The following is a 22,095-nucleotide window of genomic DNA, read 5'->3' as shown; positions in this document are numbered from 1 at the left end:
ACGTAAACAGGCATTTACTTTTCAAGCTAAATGTGTGTATACGGGGGAAGATTTGATATTTAGTTTGAAATACTTTTCAGTAACCGATATAATGTGTGATAGATTCAAATGCCACGGTTTTTTCTTTATGGAATGTTTGAGAGGAGTAACAAAATGAGTGAATCTGGATTTGTGCATAAACAAATACAAAAGATTATGATTGATAACCATCAATTATATATAAGCTTTTGTTTTAAAGATGATATATTGAAAGAGCAACAAGCGACACTACTTTTCCTTCAAAGGAGTACAGGACGTCATATAAAGTATCCATTTAAACAAATTGCATTGCAGGAAGGCTACGGAACGTATGAAACGACCATTTCTTTAAAAGAGAATGACAACGTTTTTCACCAAAATGCAGTTTGGGATTTATATGTGTCGCTAGAAGGGGAAGAAGAAGAAAAGAAATATCGTTTAATAAGTAATGGAGCAGAAGTAGAACTTAATTATTGTTTATTCCCTAACGAAGGAACGATGTTTTTTCCTTATACAACAAATAAAGGAAACATTTCATGTAAAACTACAAAACAAAAAATAGTTGCAAATATAGAAGAGGCCTATTTATCTAAAGAAGGTTCTATTCGTATTTCTGGATATGGTTTTGACCCGAATTGGGGAAGGAATGTACCTGCTAATCAAGTAAAGAATTTAATTATTACCAATAACATAAATGAAGAACAACATAAAGTAAAGTTAGAGTCTACTGAAAGAAAAGACTTAACAGAAAAGTACGGCACAAGCAATAATAATTTTGATTTCATAGGATTCGAAGGAAAAATAGACTTAAATAAGTATATAAATAATGATTCTTTAATCTACTATCGTTTTTATTTAGAAATACAATATGAGGAAAATGGAGAAACAAAAAGCTTGCTCAGTCCTCGTCTAAAATTTCAATCCTTCAATCCTAAATACTTAAAACAAAAAGCAGTTGCTCCAAGTGTTGCAGGAAAGAAAAAATACTTTCTGAAATCTACAGCCAAAAAACAATTTTTGTCGATAAGAGTGTCAGATTATAATGCAAAACAAGAGTTGAAATCAAGAATAAAAGGAAAACTCCGTAGAATGAAAAGAAGTAAAAAGGCAAAGCTATTATACAAATTGGCTTTTAAATTATTAGGTAAATTACCTTCTAAAAAGAATACGATTGTTTTTGAAAGCTTTTTAGGAAAACAATACAGCTGTAATCCAAGGGCAATATATGAGTATATTCAGGAACATCATCCCCAATACAAATTATATTGGAGTGTAGATAAAAGATTTATTCAGAACTTTGAAAACAGAGGAATTGATATTGTTCCAAGATTTTCTGTTAAGTGGTTATTTACGATGTCGAGAGCACAGTACTGGGTGAGTAACAGCCGGTTGCCATTATGGATACCAAAACCAAAGTATACAACGTATTTGCAGACTTGGCATGGGACTCCGTTAAAAAGACTTGCGGCAGATATGGATGAAGTACATATGCCTGGTACGAATACGGAAAAATACAAAAAGAACTTTTTAATGGAAGCAAGTAATTGGGATTACTTAATTTCACCTAATCAATATTCCAGCGAAATATTTGCTCGTGCTTTCGGATTTGATAAAACGATGATTGAGTCCGGCTATCCTCGAAATGATGTATTATCTAATGATAATACAAAAGAGAATTTGGCTGCTTTAAAAGAAAAGTTTGGATTGCCATTAGATAAAAAAGTGATTCTATATGCTCCTACATGGAGAGATGATCAATTTTACGGAAAAGGGAAATATAAGTTTGATTTAGAATTAGATTTAAATAAGCTCAGAGAAGAATTAGGCGATGATTATATTATTGTGTTAAGAATGCATTATTTAGTTGCAGAGAATTTGGATCTTACTCCATATAGCGGATTTGCTTATGACTTTTCTAATTATGAAGATATTAGAGAGCTATACTTAATTTCAGACTTGTTGATTACAGACTACTCTTCTGTATTTTTTGATTACGGAAACTTAAGACGACCAATGATTTTTTATGTTTATGATATCGACAGCTATCGAGATAAATTACGTGGTTTTTATTTTGATTTCGAAAAAACAGCTCCAGGTCCGCTTGCGAAAACAACGGATGAGGTAATTGATTACATTAGACAAGCGGATGCGATGCCGTTAAATGAACAGTTTGAACAATTTTATAATATGTTTTGTTATTTAGAAGATGGGGAAGCTTCTAAAAGGGTAGTAGAGGAAGTGTTTTTAAAATAGGCTGTTTTCTAAAAGTTTATTGTTTTTGAATAAAATAATAACAATAACCTTGGCTGAAGCACTGAGCAGTCTGAATACACGTAGACTCCTGCGGAAAAAGCGAGAAAGACGAGACCCCACAGGAGCATAGCATTGATGCGGCTCGGCACTCGTCCGCGGAAAGCGAAGTGTATTCAGGCTGCGAGCTTAAAAGCAACATTCTATACGAAAACAGCCTTTCAGAAACAGATGAAGCTGATTTTCACCTGTTTCCCCAATGCTTCCGTTTTCTGAATAAAAGTAGACTACTGGCTTACAAAAGGCTAAGGGAAGGATACATGATTTATGGGTTCAATGTTTAAAGTGCTGAAAGAGCAGTATGATAATTTTCATCTGATAAAGAGATTATCATTATATGAATTAAAAAGTGCTAATAATAATAACTACTTAGGGATGTTTTGGGAAGTCTTCAATCCAGCCATTCAAATCGCCATTTATTGGTTTGTGTTTGGGTTTGTTCAGCGTAGAAAACCGATTGAATATCCTGGAGGAGGAACGTATGATTATTTCTCCTGGATGGTGGCAGGTATTCTTATATGGTTTTTTATTTACCCATCGATAACGCATGGATCGAAATCCATCTATACAAGGCTGAAAATGGTATCTAGAATGAACTTTCCATTAAGCGCTATTCCGTCTTATGTCATTTTATCAAAACTGTATCCACAGCTATTGTTGATGATTGTGACGATTATTGCTTTTCAATTTATGGGGCTGCCGATTAATATCTATTATATTCAGCTTCCATACTTTTTGTTTGCAACGATCATTTTTTTGTTTTCTTTATCCTTGATTACTTCTACAATTGCCACAATTGTAAGAGATTTTCAAATGTTGATTCAGTCGCTGATGAGAGTGCTACTGTATGTCACTCCTATTCTTTGGCCGTTGGAACACTTTAATTCTCTTTTCAAATTCGTTATGAGGTTGAATCCTTTTTATTATTTAGTGGAAGGATATCGATATGCGCTTTTAGGTGAAGGCTGGTTTATTGTAAAGCATTGGCACTTTACTATTTATTTTTGGGTTATTGTTTTGATTATGCTTTCAGTAGGTTCGTATTTACATGTAAGATTTAGAAAGCACTTTATTGATTTCTTATAATGGAAGTGATCGAATGAAAAAATCAGTTGTTGTAAAAAATTTAACAAAAAGATATAAATTATACACTAGTAATAAAGAACGGTTATTTGATATCTTTTTGCCAAAAAGCTATGGGGAACCGTTTTATGCTTTAAGAGATGTAAGTTTTGAAGCGGACAAAGGCGATACCATTGGTTTTGTTGGCATTAATGGATCAGGAAAATCGACTCTTTCCAATATCATTGCTGGGATTGTACCGGAAACTTCAGGAACGGTTGAAATAGATGGGCAAGCATCTTTAATTGCTGTTGCAGCAGGTTTAAACAATCAGCTTACTGGAAGAGAAAATATAGAATTAAAATGTTTAATGCTCGGCTTTAGCAAAGAAAAAATTCGCAGATTGGAGCCAGAGATCATCGAGTTTGCTGAATTAGGCAAGTTTATTGATCAGCCGGTTAAATCTTACAGCAGTGGGATGCGTTCAAGATTAGGCTTTTCTATTTCTGTTCATACAGATCCAGATGTTTTAATTATTGATGAAGCATTATCTGTTGGTGATAAAGCATTTGGTGAAAAATGTTTTGAGAAAATGCGTGAATTTAAAGCAAAAGGGAAAACGATGTTTTTCGTCAGCCACTCAATCGGTCAAATGAAACAATTTTGCGATAAAGCGATTTGGTTGGAATACGGAAAAGTAAAAATGGAAGGAAGCATTAAAGAAGTTATTCCTGCATATGAAAAATTTCTGGACGAGTATAAAAAAATGTCGAATGCAGAAAAGAAAAGGTATCGGGAAGAGGCATCAAAAGACCAAAGTGAAGAAAAGGTTACAGCATTAAGTTAATTAAAACCAATAAAAACAACCTTATTTCTAGTGACTAGAAATAAGGTTGTTTTTTTAAAAATACAGTTTAAATCAAAAAGATTAAATTTGTTTATACTATTAGTGCAACTTTTTTTTATATTCTTTCGTCTTATATATTAAAGGTTAAGCGGAAGTGAAGAAAATATATTTTTTTTGTAATAAAAATGTAAAAGAAGGAAACGAAATTTTCAACTAAGCTTGTTTGGAATGTGCTATAATAAACTCCGATATAAGGTTTGAAAAGACATATGTATAGAAATGTACGTATAGTGGGGCAGGAAGGAGGCTCTTTATGATTTATGTAATGCTTATTATATGTTTTTTTGGTTCCATCTTGTTAACTCCACTAGTGAAAAAATTGGCATTTAAACTAGGAGCAATGGATAAACCAGAACAAAGGAAAGTGCATCAAAAAATTATGCCTCGTATGGGCGGTTTAGCAATATATATTAGTTTTGTTATAGGAGCTTTAATTATTAACCCAGATAAAGCGTATCATTATCCTATTTTAATAGGAAGTGTGATTATTATCGTTACTGGCATGTTAGATGATATATATAATCTTTCTGCTAAAATTAAATTCGGAGCACAAACAATCGCAGCTATGGTGGTCGTAATATGGGGAGGAGTGCAAGTTGAATTTATCAACCTTCCATTCGGCGGGCAGCTCCAATTCGGATTTTTAGATATTCCTATCACAATATTATGGATTGTTGGAATCACGAATGCGATTAATTTAATTGATGGGTTAGATGGGTTGGCAGCAGGCGTTTCATCCATCGCGTTGTTCACCATTACTGGCATGGCAATGATTATGGGGAATGGCTACGTTATTGCTATTTCATCTATCGCTTTAGCGAGTACTTTAGGCTTTTTATTTTTCAATTTTTATCCAGCGAAGATTTTTATGGGGGATACGGGTGCTTTGTTCCTCGGTTATATCATTGCTGTCATGTCTTTATTAGGATTTAAAAATGTAACATTAATTTCATTTGTTATTCCTGTTATTATTTTAGGTGTACCTATTTCAGATACTTTCTTTGCCATCATACGCAGATTAATTAATAAACAGCCATTATCAGCACCAGATAAATCCCATCTTCATCATTGTCTGTTGAAAATCGGATTTACCCACCGCCAAACGGTTATTATCATTTATGCAATGGCAACATTTTTTGGGCTTGTTGCCGTAATCTTCTCACAGGCAAAAGTATGGGGAGCTATTTTATTAATTGTCATTATGCTCATAATTATCGAATTGTTTGTAGAGAAAATCGGATTAGTAGGAAAAAATTATAAGCCATTAATAAAGTTTTTTAATGATTTACGATATACAACAGAAAAAAATAAATAATCGAAGCAGCTATTCTGAATAAAGGAATAGCTGCTTTTTTATGGAAAAGAGCGAATTTAAAAAATAGTCTCTTTTCGTATAGAGTGTTGTTATTTTTATCCCGCGGGAGTCTACGGGTATTCAGGCTGCTTAGTGCTTCAGCCATGGTTATTATTTTATTCAAAAACAACAAACTTTCAGAAAACAGCCAAAAAATAAAAAGCTTGAGGTTTAGAATTCCTCAAGCTTTTCTTTTATAGGGTATTAACTGTCGCCGCTTATTGTAGAATCATTTGCAACATCGGATGTAGTATCTGTCGATGTGTCATTGTTCTCTGTTGCAAGATTATTTTTCGTAATGCCTAAATGATTTTGCAGTATGGTCTTTGTTTCTTCAAGCGCTGTTTCATCAAGCTGATAAATATATTTGCCGTTTATGTTTCCATCGCTTCCAGTCAATGTTAAGCTGTCAATCTGCAGACCATTTTCAGCAGTTGCATATGCCAAGAAGGATTGAATATCACTAAAGGATAAATCGGTTGTCATATTGTCACCGACAGCCTCCATTAAACTGGAGTATTTTGTAATACCTTTCGCTGATACAGCTTTATTCATAATTGCTTTTAAAATAAGCTGCTGCCGTTTTCCGCGTTCAATATCATTATCAATTTTACGAGTTCTGGCAAGTGCCAACGCTTGTTCCCCATTTAGTGTTTGAAGTCCTTTTTCTAGATGAATAGCGCCTTTTTTATCTTTTGAATTCTGTTCTGAAAAAGTAACAGGCACATCGACCTCTATCCCATCAAGTGCTTCTACAATATCCATAAATGCATCAAAATTCATTTTGACATAATAATCAACAGGTATATCTAATAAATTTTCGACTGTTTCGATTGTAGAGCTAACACCGCCGAAATAATGGGCATGAGTGATTTTATCACTGTATCCTCTTTCCGGAATATACACATAAGAATCACGAGGTATACTCAGCAATTTAACTGATTTTTCTTTTTCATTTAATGTTGCCAGCATTAATGCATCTGATCGTGCGCGAGTGCTTCCTGATTGGGTGGATCTTTTTTTACTATCGTCCACTCCGACAAACAGAATGGATACATCGTCGATTTTTGGGTCTACTTTTGTTTCCCTTTTTGACTCTCTATCAATTGGCTGATACGAATTATTTATAACAGACTTTGCTTTTGTATATAGAAAAGCCCCATAGCCAATACCGCTTACTGCCAACACCAATAACGGGAGCAGAATAAATGTCATGATTCTTTTCTTTCTTTTTCGCTTTTTATTTATATATATTTCTCTATTTGAAGCCATTGATTTCTCCTTTAAATAGATTTTTGTCGAAGATAGTCGTTATATATCTATTCTACTATCTAATAGTCCTATCGTACACTAGTGATTTGTTTCTTTATGGTGGATTTTGATGGAAATGTGAAAATATTATAATAGTGCCTGTTCAAAAAGGAAACAAATTAGAAGCAAGCCAACGAAGAGACTCGCCGCTTATCATTTGGTGCCTTTTTGAACATCCTCTAATAAGGTTTCTAAATACACTTCTTCTTTTTCGGTGATGATGGCTTGACCATTTGTTAAATCAGTTATCCAATCTTTAAAGTCTTGAATATGGTCTATTTCGATAAAGGTTTCTATTTCTACAGCTTCTAAATAATGAATCTCTTTTATTTGATAAGGAGAGGATCTTAACTCATTTTCCAATTTTCCAAGGAAAGTATAGTCTATACTCGTGCTAATAATCCTCATTAATTTTCTTTCTACCACACCGGTAGCAGCTATTCCCTCAGAAGTGGCTTTCCCATACGCACGAATTAAGCCGCCTGCGCCTAACTTAATCCCTCCGAAGTAGCGGGTAACAACAACAACCGTATCTTTTAAATGCTTTTTCTTTAAAACTTCCAGCATAGGTACACCAGCTGTTCCACTAGGCTCTCCATCATCATTTGCTTTTTGAATTTGATCATGTTCACCAATTAAATAAGCAGAGCAATTATGGGTTGCATCTTTATGCTTTTTTTTAATTTCTTGAATAAATTCCTGTGCTTTTTCTTCTGTTTCAACTCTTTGGATATGTGCAATAAAACGTGACTTTTGAATAATCAGTTCATGTTCACCGTACCCTTGTACAGTATGATAGCAAGGAAGCATCAAATATCGCTCCTTTCAGTAAAACCGTGAATAAGAGGTTGTTCAAAAAGTCCGGGCTTGTAAATCTCTTCGCTGCATTATCACTCAGTCCTTGTGCAATGCTTTACGCTCCAGGCTTTGTGACTTCCGCCCATTGGTCCTTCTCCGCTCTGATTGCCCTCCTTTTGAACGCCTGCTATAAATAAAAAAGTATTGTAAAATAATAAAATGTTGCTTTCGTAATAAGTTTCTCTTTACAGCCTTATTTCATTATAATTCGACATGGATGATACTTCAATTATTGATGTGTTTGTAATGAAATTTTAATATTCATAACGGTGTCCCATGGTATAATAAGAAAAACTCCATGCTCAAAAAGTCCTCTTTTTTAACTCAAAAAAGAAAGCGTTTAGAAGAGTATGTAGTATTGTCGTCCACATATTTGTGGAAAAATTAACTGAGAGAATTTCTTGCTAAGTATCTTTCGCAACATGTCCATAAAAAAGTTCTTTCGGTATCATTAATCTTATAATAAAAAAACAAAAATAGGATATAAGTCTTAATGAATTGGGAAACATATAGGAACATGAACGAATCTAATATATATTTTTTAACTGTCACGCTTAAATAAGACTAGTTACAGGAAGGGTTTTCGGCCTTTTGGAGGAATTATATATGCTAATAAAGAAATTTGACACAAAAGCGTTAGATTTTATTTTAGAAAAAATGATCGAAACGGTCGGATCTAGTAAGGAAGAAATCTTTCGGATTGGCGAACAGTGTCGACAAGATTATGAAACATTAACAGAAGAGTTGAAAGAAATAAAAGCATTGGTGCTACAGACAATAGACCAAGGTGACAAGCTGGAGATACAATCTCGTTTTGCTAGGAAAAGGTTATCAGAAGTAAGCCAACATTTTAAAGAGTATTCTGAATCAGAAGTACGAGAAGCCTATGAAAAGGCCCATAATCTGCAGATGGATTTAAACACGAATCGTCATCTGGAGAAGCAATATCGTAACCGGCGTGATGATATTGAAAGACGATTAATTGGGTTAGATGAAACGATAGAACGAGCAGATCAACTTGTAACGCAAATTGCTGTAGTAATGAATTATTTAATCAGTGATTTAAAGCAAGTTGGTGAAGTGTTAGAAGATGCGAAGCAAAAACAGGATTTCGGGTTGAAAATTATAGGGGCACAAGAAGAAGAAAGAAAACGGCTTTCAAGAGAGATTCATGACGGGCCTGCACAAATGATGGCAAATGTGATGATGCGTTCGGATTTAATTGAAAGAATATATAAAGAAAATGGCGAAGAAGAGGCGTTTAAAGAAATAAAAAGCCTTAAAGTAATGGTGCGCAATGCCTTGTATGAAGTCCGTAGAATTATATATGATCTTCGTCCAATGGCTCTTGATGATTTAGGACTAATTCCTACATTAAAAAAATATTTGCAAACGATTGAAGAGTATCATCAAACTACAAATATTGCTTTTTCTACTATTGGGAAGGAAGCAAGGCTGCCTAGCAAATATGAAGTAGCATTGTTTCGCCTCGTTCAAGAATCCGTACAAAATGCATTAAAGCATTCAGAAGCAAAAATGATTACTGTTCAGATAGAAATACGGAGAGAGCAAGTAATTGTTATGGTTAAAGATGACGGAAAAGGCTTTGATAAAGAACAAAAAAAGCCGGAATCTTTTGGACTAATAGGAATGAAAGAAAGAGTAGAATTGCTTAAAGGCGAGTTAACGATTGATACAAAGCCAGGAAATGGAACGATTGTGATGATAAATGTTCCCGTTCAAAATTAAAGAAGAGAGAAAAAAGGGAGGCGAAACAATTGACTACAAAAATTGTCATTATAGATGATCATCAATTGTTCAGAGAAGGAGTAAAACGTATTTTAGATTTTGAATCAAGTTTTGATGTTGTGGCAGAAGGATATGATGGAACGCAAGCAGTAGAACTTGTGGAAAAATACGAGCCAGATGTAACGATCATGGATATTAATATGCCTACAATAAATGGGGTAGAAGCTACTAAACTGCTTTTAGAAAAATTTCCAGATACAAAAGTAATAATTCTATCTATTCATGATGATGAAAATTATGTTACACATGCATTAAAAACAGGCGCTAGCGGCTACTTGTTAAAGGAAATGGATGCGGATGCATTAGTTGACGCAGTGAAAGTAGTTGCAGACGGTGGATCCTATTTACATCCAAAAGTTACACATAACTTAGTAAATGAATATCGTCGATTAGCATTAGAAGAGTCAGGCCATAATGATCATTATGTGCAAGCGGTTGAAATCAGACGGCCTCTTCATTTATTAACACGTCGCGAGTGTGAAGTATTGCAGCTTCTTGCAGACGGCAAAAGCAATAGAGGAATTGGAGAAGCTTTATTTATTAGTGAAAAGACAGTAAAAAACCATGTAAGTAATATTTTACAAAAAATGAATGTAAATGACCGAACACAAGCAGTTGTTTTTGCAATAAAAAATGGCTGGGTAGAGGTTCGATAAAAATGGTGTCCCTATTAGGGCGCCATTTTTTCTTGTCGTCCAGGAAGTTATAAACGAAATGGGATTGTGGATAACTTGGCGGTTGTGTCCGCATCCAGCTCCAGCGCCTAGCTCTTGTGAAAAATAACCCCATGCCTCTAAAAGTAAAAAGCACTTTTTGAGTCATGTGAACATTTTTCTTCAGAGCTATTCAAGGCGCTTGCGCTTTTGTTCTGTAATGATTATTTTTTGAAAGAAACGATACAATACAATATACATGTTCCGACAGTGAGATGACACTACCTATATTTTATTATAGGCTATGTTAAAGCTCATTGTTGATTTTGGCACTATGTTGATTGGGAGTGGAAGGCGTGAGACTCCTGCGGGAAAAGCGAGTCAGAGGGAGACCCCACACGCGCAAAGCGCCGAGGAGGCTCCTGGACCGCCCGCGGAAAGCGAACGCCTGGTACGGAAATCAACAGGCAAGTTTAACAGAGCCTTATTATAAAAAATGGCAAATAGGTTGGGGGGAAAAGTGAACTTTTAGTGAAAAATGACAATTCAATAGTTTTGCAATATGAATCATTTTAAGGCAAACTATTCATAAAGATAAGGGATAGGAGTGTTTGCGTTGAGTGGAATAAAAAATCTATCAAATGCTGAATTATTACATGCTTATCACCTAGCTGTATCTTTAAAGTTAGAACCAGAATTTCTTGGAATTTTGGTGGAAGAAATAAAAAGAAGAAATATTAATGTAATAAATAAACAAGAAGCGAATTACTGATAGATAAATTATTCATTATTTGCGTCGAATATAATGCAAACCAACTTTCTTTTAGATAGAATGAACATATAATACCGAAATAATAAGGCAGGTAATTATTTGCATGAAAACAGCGATTGTTACTGATAGTACTGCATATATTCCAAAAGAAGTAAGAAATCTTCACAATATACATATTATTCCTTTAACCGTAGTGCTGGGGAATGACATTTATGAAGAAGAGATCGACTTAAATGCGGATGAATTTTATGAAAAGGTGAAAACAAACAACCTTCCAACTACCTCACAACCACCGATTGGAAAGTTTGTAGAACTTTTTGAGAAACTTTCTGTAGATTATGATGAAGTAATTAGTATTCATTTATCAAGTGGCATTAGTGGTACGTATCAAGGAGCAGTTTCTGCCGGAACCATGGTCGATGGAATTACGGTATATGCTTTTGATAGTGAAATTAGCTGTATGATTCAAGGATTTTATACAATTGAAGCTGCAAAACTAGCACAATCAGGAAAGTCGGCAGCCGAAATAATGCCAATATTGAAGGAGTTAAAGCAAACGGGTCATGCTTATTTTATGGTAGATGATTTAAGCCATCTTCAGCGCGGAGGTCGCTTGTCTAGTGCTCAAGCATTGATTGGAAGCTTGCTCCAAATGAAGCCGCTTCTTCATTTCTCCAATAATGTAATTGTTCCATTTGAAAAAATTAGAACGAAAAAAAGAGCGATAAAAAGAATGACCGAATTATTTGCAGCAGCAACAAACGGAGAAAGCTACCAAGCAGTGATTATCCACGCAAACCGCAAAGAAGAAGCAGAAGCGTGGAAACAAGAACTAGCGGCAGTATATCCGAATATCGATTTCACCATCAGCTACTTTGGAGCCGTAATCGGAACACATCTAGGCGAAGGTGCAATGGGGATTGGTTGGGTGAAGAAGCTGTAGATTGGGGAGAGAACCTGTTTGGGGGTTCTTTTTTTGTGTAGAAAAAAGCTGTTTTTTGTCGAAAAGTAGCTATATCGAAAAAAACGCAATAATAACTGCTAAAACTGCAACAATATCCTTAAAAACTGCAACAAAAACAGCCGAAATTGCAACAATACTGCAAAATCCAATAAAATTAGAAAAAACTTCTTACTAAAAAGAGGATTTTAGAAGCCTTTTATTGAATTTATCAGAGGAGAAAATGATATAGGAGTGATTTAATGATCATAAAAAACCTCGAAATTCCTCTCCTCGTTTCTAAAACGGAAGCTCTATTAGCTAGAATAACTCCAATGCATGAAAAAATTCCCCTCATACAATCAGATTTACAGAAAATATTAGCCGGATACCATGGTGAAAAATCATTAGCGTTTGTATTAAGTTTTTTATCAGAAAAAGAGTACTATATCTTACATGATTTACGATTATTTGATGGGAAAAACTACTTTCAAATCGATGTATTAATTCTTACGACCAGGTATTTTCTTATCCTAGAAGTGAAAAATATAGCTGGTGAATTGTACTTTGATACAGAATTTAATCAATTAATTCGTACGAAAGAAGGAAAGGACAGTGCTTTTGCAGATCCCCTAACACAATTAAAAAGAATAGAATCACAATTGAAACAATGGCTAAAGCCACATATCTCTATACCGATTTTTGGATTTGTTGTTATTAGCAACCCTGCAAGCTTAATCCGAATAAGCAATCCTCACTCACCATTTACCAAAAAAATTATTCATCGTGAATCCCTTCCTTTTCGAATAGAGGAGATTTCTAATTCAATTTCTACCCCTACACTAGACGAACATAAATTAAAAAATACCATCAAAGTTATAAAAAAGAAAAATACCCCTTTAAATTCATCTATTCTAACCAAATATAATCTTAAAAAAGAAGACATACAAAAAGGAGTCATATGTGAAAATTGTGGTTCTCTTCAAATGAGCAGAGTAAATGCTAATTGGTACTGCCCAAAATGTTATTCAAAAAGTAAAAAAGCTCATATTAATACGTTAATAGATTATTATTATATATTTGGAGAAACCATTACGAATCAAGAAGTAAGAGAATTTTTACAAATAGGTTCAGCATACTTGGCAACAAGGGTAATAAAATCTGTGACCACCAAAAGTTGTCGTAAGGGAAAAGGAAATGAGTACTATTTGTCGATTAAACAGTTAAATAAATTATTAGGAGGAAAGTAAAAATTGCGATTCATTACCACCAATAATATACTCCAGCCAACAATGGATGTAAAAAATTCTACAAGAATCAGCGACATCCCCAAACCGCCGCAGCAGCCCACCAATCCTAACTACTCATTCAATCCCACTTTGCAATCCACACTACAAGGAAAACAACTCCTTCTCGATGAACTCTTATTTCCTTTAGAAGAAATCCAAGACCATTACGTAAACGGTTATTGTTCTTACAACAAAGGCATCGTAAAACAAAAATCCACTTATCTTTGCAATCGCTGCGGCAATACGGAAAAACATCTGTTTGCTTCCTTCCTTTGTTCCCGCTGCAACGAAACTTGCCACTATTGCCGAAACTGTATCATGATGGGCCGAATTAGTGAGTGCACACCGCTAATCAGTTGGACTGGTCTCACTATCGACCAAAATACTGCTGCCGTTCAACTTGAATGGGAAGGAACTTTATCTAAAGGGCAACAAGTAGCATCGGCAAAAATGGAGCAGATAATAGACGAACAATCAGATCTCTTAGTATGGGCCGTATGTGGTGCAGGGAAAACTGAGATACTTTTTAAAGGAATCGAAAAAGCTTTACAGCAAAACAAACGAGTTTGTATCGCAACACCAAGAACAGATGTCGTGTTGGAATTGGCGCCAAGATTACAAGAAGTTTTTCCTGATATTCGCGTACTTCCAGTATACGGAGGCAGCGAAGACCGCCATCGATACAGTCCACTGACCATCAGTACAACACACCAGCTTTTCCGTTTTAAACAAGCATTTGATCTTGTGATTTTGGATGAAATGGATGCATTTCCTTATTCTGTTGATCAATCCCTGCAATTCGCTGTGCACAACGCACGAAAACCAACCTCCACCATGATTTATTTAACCGCTACCCCTGATGCAAGTTGGAGAAAGAAATGCCAGCAAAACAAAATAAATTATGTCACCATTCCGGCGCGATTTCATCAGCGACCTCTTCCCGTACCAGAATTCCTATGGTGTGGAAACTGGGAGAAGCAGCTACAGAAAGGAAGACTTCCAAAATTAGTTATAGAGTGGGTAGAAAGACGCCTTCATTCCAATAAACAAGTGCTTCTTTTTATCCCAAAAATTGCGTATATGAAAAACGTAAAATCTGTCTTCGCACCATTAACAACAAAGATAGAAACGGTTCATGCAGAAGATCCATTGCGAAAAGAAAAAGTGCAAAAAATGCGTAATAAAGAATTATCCCTTCTGATTACGACCACCATTTTGGAAAGAGGCGTGACTTTTTCTAATATCGATGTTGCTGTAATTGGTGCAGAGAACGAAATTTTTACAGAAAGCGCACTTATACAAATTGCCGGCAGGGTTGGCAGAAAAAAAGAATACCCAACAGGGAATATTACCTTTTTTCATTACGGAAAAACGAACAGTATGGTAGGGGCAAGAAAGCAAATTTTACAAAGTAATAAAGAGGCAAAAGAAAAAGGGCTGCTGTTATGAAAGGTCGGATAGGATGCACTGTGCGATTTGTTTAACGGAAGTAACACCTGTTTTTAATTGGACTTATTTATTTTCACGAGAACCTTCTTATTATATATGTGATGATTGCAAACATAAATTAGCTTTTATTGAAGGAGAGCGCTGTATCATCTGCAGCCGTCCTCTTGCTGATTTAGATGATGTTTTTATAAAAGAGAAAAGATGCAATGATTGCTGGAGATGGGAACAGAATCCGAAATGGAAAGGCGTATTAGAGCAAAACACCTCGCTGTTTTTATACAATGATTTTTTAAAAGAGGTGATCGCGCGTTTTAAATATCGTGGAGATTACGAAATAGCTGGAGCATTTTCATTATTTTTACCGAAAGACTTATTTGCAGATAAAATGATTGTGCCCATCCCTCTAAGTGAAGAGAGACTGTATGAAAGAGGATTTAACCAGGCAGAAGCACTAGTAAATAATGTTCAAGTGCATAATATCCTTACGAGAGTACATAGCGAGAAACAATCGAAAAAAACAAGAGAAGAACGGTTGGAAACGGTGCCGATATTTAAATTGACAGCGGAAGAGAGTATAATCGCTCAAAATATTGTATTAGTGGACGATATATATACTACAGGAGCAACGTTGAGAAAGGCTGCAAAGGTTTTAAAGGAGGCAGGAGCAAAATCTGTCACTTCTTTTACGATTGCACGGTAAAAAAGGACGAAAGTGGGGAATGCGGTAATGGCTGAATTGGCTAATTGCCCAAAATGCGGCGATGTATATGTAGTAAATAATTTAAGAGATATATGTCAAAAATGCTGGAAACAAGAAGAAGCAGATTATGAAAGGGTATATCAATTTATCCGCAAAAAACAAAATAGAACCGCAGAAATGGATGAAGTAGTCGAAGCAACCGGCGTTGAGCGTTCACTCATTTATAAATTTATTAAAAAAGGCAGAATAAAGCTCGCTCAATTTCCCAATTTGGGGTATCCGTGTGCGAAGTGTGGTGCAAAAATTAGAGAAGGGAAATTATGTTCCAATTGTTTAGACGAAGTAAGAACGGACTTAAAAAAATTGGAAGTGGAAGAAGAGAGAAAACAAGAAATAGCAAATCGGAAAAAAGATGATGCATATCGAGCAATAAATAAAAAGAATCGATAAAAGAAAGTAATAAAAGAGTCATATTTAAAGATTCTTTTATTACTTTTATTTGTTTTTTAATAAGCAATAAGAGCTATTTTGTATATCGGTAATAAAACTCAAGTTTATTTCTCCGATATATATAAATATAGAATGTACTTTACGGGAGTGTTAATATGCAGGTTTCCAATCAACCCCCCTTTACAAATAGTTTATCAATGAGTGAAAAAACGATTGAGTTATCTAAAGGTGAAACGTATAATGCCCAGATTAAATCAAGATTATCAGATAATGAAGCGGTCCTTCAAATAAAAGGAAAAGAGGTTCAGGTAAAGTTTGATCATGAAATTCCAACAGAAAATAGAATATCGGTACAAATAACAGATGTAAATAACTCGGAAATAAGAGTGAAATCAACCCCACCTGAAACAGTGGCTCGTCCTTTAAGTGATAATCAAGAAAAGTTGATACAAAGTTTAAATCTCTCTACAGAAAAAACGGAACAACTAAAAAAAGCAATTACTCTTTTAGGAAAAAATAATCCAGTAAATAAAGAAGCCTTATCACAAATTTCTAGTTTCCTTGGAAATGAAAAAGGAACATTTGAATCAAAGCTTGTTGCGATTAGAGCATTAGTTAACAAAAATCTTGAAGTCACAAATAAAAATTTAGTTTCCATTCATGAGGCGCTTAATGGAGAGCCGTTAAATGATGTGATAGATTCTATTGCCAGAAAAATGGACCCTAATTTTCAAAGTGAATCAGTGAAACAGCAAGATGTTAAACCCAATCCAATCTATCAACTTGATATGGGTAGCAAAGATTTGCAAAGTAATATAGATCAACAGAAAACGATTTTAAATAATGTCATCAAAGAAGTGAGTTCGTTAATAAATAGGGAGCAAGATCCGACCAAAGTAATAGAAACGGTAAAAGGAAAGTTATTAAATAATCCTTTCATTTCTAAAGAAGATATACAAGAAGTTATTCAAGCTGTAAAGGATTCTGAAAAATTACAAGGAATAGCGAAAAATAGAATAGTTAATGCACTATCCACTATAGAACCTTTATTTAAAGAGAATACAGATCAAACGCAATATAAAGAGATTCAAAATGAATTAAAGCAAGTAACTAGTCAACTAAAACAAGAACCAAATCTACAAAAGGCAATTCAATCGGTAAGAGAGACGATTCTCTCAAATTCTAAGATACCAACGGAAGTAGTTCGACAAGTAGAACAAGCAGTGAGTGAAGCGATCATCCAACAGCGTGTAGGAAATGAAGCGGCAGGCCGAGAAAAACTAGTTCAAGCGATTACGAAAGCAGAGACAGAGGTTTCTTCACTAGGAACAGGAAAGAATCAAACTGTTGACCAACCAAAGCAAATACAAGATCATCTTGCACAAGTAAAGGAACAATTGAAACAAGAACCAATCCTACAAAAGGCGATCCAAACGGTAAGAGAATCGATTGTGTTGAATCCAAAGATGCCGACAGAAATATTAAAACAAGTAGAACAAGCAATAAGGGATGCTTCCATCCAACAGCTAGTGGGAAATGAAAGTGCTGGTTTTGATAAACTACAAAAGGCACTTAGCAACGCAGAACAGATCGTTAATCATAATACGCAACAAGCAGTTGGACGTGGTCAGACAGCGAATCAAATAAAACAATTAATAAATCAAGTAAGTGATGGGCAGTCAATTGACCAAGTCCGTAATGCTATTTTAGAGACGGTTGCTTCAAATAAAAATATAAATCAAGAAATAGTAAAGCAAATTTCTCAAGTGATGAATCAGTCAGAACAATTAAATGAGGCAGCTAAGAAACGAATAGTAAGTGCAGTAACTGAATTACAACAAAAAATTAGTCCAACATTACCGGGAATTTCGAGTGAACCAATAGAGGAAAAAACTTTACCGATACAGCCCAAAAATATATCGCAAGCTCAAGGGCAAATAGAAACAATAAAACAAGCAGTTAAACATTTACAAACAGAACCTAATCTTGAGCAAGCATTAAATCTAGTGAAGACTGAATTTAAAAAGAACGAAAATTTTAATGCAGAAAAAATAAACAAAATCGAACAAGCAATTGATGAATCATTGCAATTAAACAATAAAGGTAGAGAAATCGCATCTAGGAATCATATAGCAGATGCGCTTTCAGAAATAGAACAAAATATTCAGCAAGAGAATCCAGATGTCATCCAGAAAAGTACAAAAAACGAGTCAGCATTAGATGAACAAAAGTGGAATAATCAACTTCTAGCAATGGGGATATTATCTAAAGATATATTAGTAACAAAAATTTCGCAAAAATTAGCAGAAACTACGCAACAGTTCCGAGATATAAAAAGAGAAATTTATAGAAATTTAGATAGTGCACAAAGATTAATGGAGAATTTAAAAAAGGCATCCATTCCACAAACAACGAAGATTTTAGAAAACACGATTAATAAATTGGATCATGCTATTTTAAAAAGTGACATGATGTTATATGCAGATATGCGGACCGAAAAGCAATTATTGCAAGCCAGCTCGCAATTAGCCGAAGCAAAAAAACTGCTGTCAAAAGGAAATACAAGTGAAGCGGCAAAGATAGTGTCAGAAGTGAAAAATATGGTGGAGAAAATTCAATATAAACCGTCGGAACAAAAAATATTCCATTATGTTTCAAAAGAAAGTCAATTTTTAGAACAGGATTCTCCAGTGAAAAATTTATTAAAGCAAGCAGCACATGTTGGCTCCGATTATAGAGTAGCAGGAGAGGAACCATCACCAAGACATTTATATGAAAAAATACGTTCACTTGGCTTAAATAGAGAAAGTGATTTAGCAAGTTCACTAGTGTCCAATATTCCGACACAAGAAGAAAATTTAAAGTCAACGCTGCTAAAGCTAGTAAATGGCTCAGATGAAGGAAATGAACAATTAGCAAAACAGGCAGAGCAGGCTTTACATAATATTACTGGACAACAATTGCTAAGTAAGCAGGACCCTCCCAATCAGCTTCAAAGTATGGTGTTTAATTTACCGATGCTGTTAGGGCAAAAGAGTGAAAATATTCAAGTTTTTATTCATTCGAAATCACAAGGTGAGCAAGTAGATTGGGAAAACTGTAGTCTCTATTTCTTACTAGAAACAAAGAAATTAGGGGATGTAGGGATTCTGTTGAATGCGACAGACAGAAATTTGTCTATTACGGTTAAAAATGATTCAGAAGGATTTCAGTCAAAAATGACACCACTAGCTAATATAGCCATTAATCGATTACAGGATATTGGCTACTATGTTCAAAATATCCAATTTACAAAAATGACAACCGAAGTCAAAGGTTCTCATGAATCAGCGAATGAAAAGACACCTAGTAAAAATGCAATTTTACAAGAGAAAGGAGTGGACTTACAAATATGAGTATGATGAAGTACTATAATCAGAAAAGGAGATTCGAGAAAAACGGATCAGTAGCTGCAGTGTTAAAGTACGAAAATAAAAATAGTGCACCAACAGTTATAGCTCAAGGTAAAGGGGTAGTTGCCCAACAAATTATCGAATTAGCAAAAAAAAATAATATTCATATGCAAGAAGACTCTTCTCTTGTAGCAAACCTATTAGATATGGACTTAGGAGATAGTATTCCTCCTCAATTGTATTCCGTGATTGCAGAGATTTTGCTTTTAATAGAAGAAATGGAGAAAAACTATTAAAGATATAACCGAAAATGTCGATAAAAAAACAGATAATTGTTTGGAGGTGTAAATTTCGTGTCTACCCCTATTAGTGAGGCAGTAATATTTCAAAAATCTCCACAAGAAATAACTGCTTTATTATATGAAGCATGTTTAACCAACTTAGAAGAAGCAATCGAAAACATTTCTAGTACAGACTATGTTGTTGCTAATCTAAAATTAAAAAAAGCAAATGATATTGTCTGGAGACTTGGCGCAGGTCTTAATTATGAGGCGGGGATTATTGCCGATCAACTAGACATGTTATATAACTATATAGCTGAAAAACTTATTGAAGCAAATTTAAAAAAAGATATAACCATCATCCAAGAAGTGCAGAAAATAGTAGAAGAACTATTAACCACATGGAATGCTGGAATGAAAAATAAATCAAAAATAAATGTAGGACTTCGCCATAAAACACAAGCATATGAAAAAAATATTATGACCAATCAATGGTAATTAAACTTTAAAAGGAGAATTATATAGTGAAAATCAATCACAATATTCAAGCTTTAAATGCCTACCGCAATTTATACCAAAACCAATTTAACACTTCTAAAAACTTAGAAAGATTATCATCAGGACTTAGAATTAACAGAGCAGCCGATGATGCAGCAGGACTAGCAATTTCAGAAAAAATGCGTTCACAAATCAAAGGTCTGTCAATGGCTGAACGCAACTCCTTAGATGGTGTTTCTCTCATGCAAGTAGCAGAAGGAGCAATGAATGAAGTACATTCTATGCTGCAACGTATGCGTGAATTATCGGTACAGGCAGCAAATGATACAAACACAGATTCAGATCGCGAATCTCTTCAATTGGAGATTGATCAACTTCTTAAAGAGGTTGATAGTATTGCTGCGAAAACTGAATTTAATACACGTAAACTTCTTGATGGTTCAAGTGCTGTTGATACACAATATATTCTTGGTGAAAGTGAAAAAACAAATATTAAACAAGTTCCAACAGTGGTAGATCCATCTATTGCGACAGGAAGATATGAGGTTAGGGTAGAATCTCAACCGAAATTAACATACACGTTAAATCAGCCTGGTGCTGGTGTAAGTAATTCATCAGTACTTCAGATGCCTATGGTAGGAACGTATAAAGACGGAGAGTTAGTGAAAACAAATTTAGGGAATTCTCCAGTTGCAGTAGGTTCAGGCGTGAAAGATGAAAATGGAACATATAAAGTAACAGTAGCAAACAAAGATTTCGTAACACCTCCAACTTTGATTGGATCATCAACAACAGGGGTTAATCCTAATACTGATATTACTATTGACAGTGCGACAGACTCAGTTGGTGGAGATTACATTATTAAAGTATCAAATTTCGATTCTTCGGGTACACCTATCACAGCGGATGTTCAAATTTTAGATGCGAATAATAATGAATTGTACTCTGGTACTGATCAAGCACTGGATGCAGATGTTGTATTTGGTACCGATCCGAAATTTACAATTGGAGCCAATACAATTACAAGCAACGGAGAAACAAAATTTCATGTACAAGCAACTGCTGATATTACAATTGAAAAATTGAATGTAGATGGTACGACAGTTAGCCCTGCTATATACCCGCAAACAAATGTTGATTTGCAAAATGGTAAGCTGCAAATCGGTGGATTTTCTTGGAATTTTGACCCTGCTGTAGTAACAGAAGGATCAAGTACTTTTGATGTGCAGCCAAGTGATTTAAGTCTTGGAGAATACACTCTAGTTGCTTCAAGTATTCAAAAAGATGCTAACGGTGTAATGAGTGCTACAGTTGAAGTGTTTGACCCAAATGGATTTTCATTAGGTAAATTGGCTTCCGAAATAGGTGAAGACGGTTCATTTAAATCAATCGGAGCAGAAACAGGAAAAAGTATTTTAGTTGATACAAGTAAAATCACTCAAGCTGGCACAGCAAAAATTCAAATTGAAAATAAAATGGAAGTATCCGTTTCAAAAGTGAATGGAGATGGAACAAAAACGCCAATTACATTTGAAAAAGAATTAACTACTAGAAATGGAATTATTACTCATGGCGGATTAGAATTGGAATTTGGAGCAAATGCTAAACAAGGTGCTTCTCAGTTTGACTTAACAAACAAAGCATTAACATTCCAAATTGGTGCGAACACGAATCAAAATGTGCAAATTGATGTACCTCAACTAAGTACAGTAAAACTTGGCATCGATGGATTGAATGTGCTTTCTAACGAAAGTGCAAGTAAGGCAGTGTTTAATATTGACCAAGCCATTAATCAAATATCAGCAACTCGATCAAAGCTTGGGGCTACTCAAAATAGACTAGAGCATACAATCAGCAATCTTCAAGTAACGAATGAGAACTTAACATCTGCTGAATCAAGAATTCGTGATACCGATATGGCACAAGAAATGACTGAGTTTACGAAAAATAATATTCTTAATCAATCTGCTCAAGCTATGTTAGCTCAAGCAAATCAATTACCAAACGGTGTTTTACAGTTATTACAATCTTAATTAAACCGA

General features: G+C 34.7%; 18 protein-coding genes. 16 read left to right on the top strand and 2 right to left on the bottom strand.

Translation table 11 applies throughout. The features are described 5' to 3' along the window. Window positions 1–153: 153 nt before the first annotated feature. The 4 genes from ACTXGU_RS15580 to ACTXGU_RS15565 all read left to right on the top strand — a co-directional run bounded on the left by ACTXGU_RS15580 (window position 154) and on the right by ACTXGU_RS15565 (window position 5,612). The gene (locus ACTXGU_RS15580) at window positions 154–2,271 is read left to right on the top strand and encodes a CDP-glycerol glycerophosphotransferase family protein (protein WP_443482448.1); all 2,118 of its coding nucleotides are present in this window, start codon (window positions 154–156) and stop codon (window positions 2,269–2,271) included. Window positions 2,272–2,595: 324 nt separating this feature from the next. Continuing rightward, window positions 2,596–3,414, top strand: a complete 819-nt coding sequence (locus tag ACTXGU_RS15575; RefSeq protein ID WP_443482447.1) for an ABC transporter permease — start codon at window positions 2,596–2,598, stop codon at window positions 3,412–3,414. 13 nt (window positions 3,415–3,427) lie between these two features. After that, window positions 3,428–4,237 carry a teichoic acids export ABC transporter ATP-binding subunit TagH gene (gene tagH, locus ACTXGU_RS15570; protein WP_443482446.1) on the top strand — a complete coding sequence of 270 codons (810 nt, stop codon included), beginning with the start codon at window positions 3,428–3,430 and terminating at the stop codon, window positions 4,235–4,237. A gap of 313 nt (window positions 4,238–4,550) precedes the next feature. Next, window positions 4,551–5,612, top strand: a complete 1,062-nt coding sequence (locus ACTXGU_RS15565) for a glycosyltransferase family 4 protein (RefSeq protein WP_443482445.1) — start codon at window positions 4,551–4,553, stop codon at window positions 5,610–5,612. A gap of 243 nt (window positions 5,613–5,855) precedes the next feature. On the opposite strand, the gene ACTXGU_RS15560 is transcribed toward ACTXGU_RS15565, so the two are convergent. Further along, on the bottom strand, window positions 5,856–6,923 hold the full coding sequence (locus tag ACTXGU_RS15560; RefSeq protein ID WP_443482444.1) for an LCP family protein: 1,068 nt from the start codon (window positions 6,921–6,923) through the stop codon (window positions 5,856–5,858). A 192-nt stretch (window positions 6,924–7,115) separates the two neighbouring features. Further along, a complete protein-coding gene (locus ACTXGU_RS15555) occupies window positions 7,116–7,772 on the bottom strand; it encodes a YigZ family protein (protein WP_443482458.1) in 657 nt (218 codons plus the stop codon). Window positions 7,773–8,426: 654 nt separating this feature from the next. Between ACTXGU_RS15555 and ACTXGU_RS15550 the strand changes: the two genes are divergently transcribed. The 12 genes from ACTXGU_RS15550 to ACTXGU_RS15495 all read left to right on the top strand — a co-directional run bounded on the left by ACTXGU_RS15550 (window position 8,427) and on the right by ACTXGU_RS15495 (window position 22,086). Further along, a complete protein-coding gene (locus ACTXGU_RS15550) occupies window positions 8,427–9,569 on the top strand; it encodes a sensor histidine kinase (RefSeq protein ID WP_443482443.1) in 1,143 nt (380 codons plus the stop codon). 29 nt (window positions 9,570–9,598) lie between these two features. After that, window positions 9,599–10,285, top strand: coding sequence for a response regulator (locus tag ACTXGU_RS15545; protein ID WP_443482442.1), 687 nt, complete (start codon window positions 9,599–9,601; stop codon window positions 10,283–10,285). 613 nt (window positions 10,286–10,898) lie between these two features. Continuing rightward, complete coding sequence (gene sda / locus ACTXGU_RS15540) at window positions 10,899–11,054, top strand: sporulation histidine kinase inhibitor Sda (protein ID WP_443482441.1); 156 nt, start codon at window positions 10,899–10,901, stop codon at window positions 11,052–11,054. 103 nt (window positions 11,055–11,157) lie between these two features. Beyond that, a complete protein-coding gene (locus ACTXGU_RS15535) occupies window positions 11,158–11,997 on the top strand; it encodes a DegV family protein (RefSeq protein WP_443482440.1) in 840 nt (279 codons plus the stop codon). Window positions 11,998–12,257: 260 nt separating this feature from the next. After that, entirely contained in the window at window positions 12,258–13,244 is a 987-nt protein-coding gene (locus ACTXGU_RS15530) for a nuclease-related domain-containing protein (RefSeq protein ID WP_443482439.1), read from the top strand. 3 nt (window positions 13,245–13,247) lie between these two features. Continuing rightward, on the top strand, window positions 13,248–14,732 hold the full coding sequence (locus ACTXGU_RS15525; protein ID WP_443482438.1) for a DEAD/DEAH box helicase: 1,485 nt from the start codon (window positions 13,248–13,250) through the stop codon (window positions 14,730–14,732). 13 nt (window positions 14,733–14,745) lie between these two features. Beyond that, a complete protein-coding gene (locus ACTXGU_RS15520; RefSeq protein ID WP_443482437.1) occupies window positions 14,746–15,432 on the top strand; it encodes a ComF family protein in 687 nt (228 codons plus the stop codon). A 27-nt stretch (window positions 15,433–15,459) separates the two neighbouring features. Next, window positions 15,460–15,882, top strand: coding sequence for a TIGR03826 family flagellar region protein (locus tag ACTXGU_RS15515; RefSeq protein WP_443482436.1), 423 nt, complete (start codon window positions 15,460–15,462; stop codon window positions 15,880–15,882). A gap of 155 nt (window positions 15,883–16,037) precedes the next feature. Further along, a complete protein-coding gene (locus ACTXGU_RS15510; protein WP_443482435.1) occupies window positions 16,038–19,277 on the top strand; it encodes a hypothetical protein in 3,240 nt (1,079 codons plus the stop codon). 5 nt (window positions 19,278–19,282) lie between these two features. Further along, the gene (locus ACTXGU_RS15505; protein ID WP_443482457.1) at window positions 19,283–19,570 is read left to right on the top strand and encodes an EscU/YscU/HrcU family type III secretion system export apparatus switch protein; all 288 of its coding nucleotides are present in this window, start codon (window positions 19,283–19,285) and stop codon (window positions 19,568–19,570) included. A 57-nt stretch (window positions 19,571–19,627) separates the two neighbouring features. Then, entirely contained in the window at window positions 19,628–20,053 is a 426-nt protein-coding gene (gene fliS / locus ACTXGU_RS15500; RefSeq protein WP_443482434.1) for a flagellar export chaperone FliS, read from the top strand. Window positions 20,054–20,079: 26 nt separating this feature from the next. Next, complete coding sequence (locus ACTXGU_RS15495) at window positions 20,080–22,086, top strand: flagellin N-terminal helical domain-containing protein (protein ID WP_443482433.1); 2,007 nt, start codon at window positions 20,080–20,082, stop codon at window positions 22,084–22,086. Window positions 22,087–22,095 lie beyond the last annotated feature (9 nt).

The organism is Niallia sp. 01092 (assembly GCF_052318935.1).
GTDB lineage: Bacteria > Bacillota > Bacilli > Bacillales > Cytobacillaceae > Niallia.
Note: the sequence above shows the minus strand (reverse complement) of the source record. Positions and strands in the feature narration are given on the sequence as shown.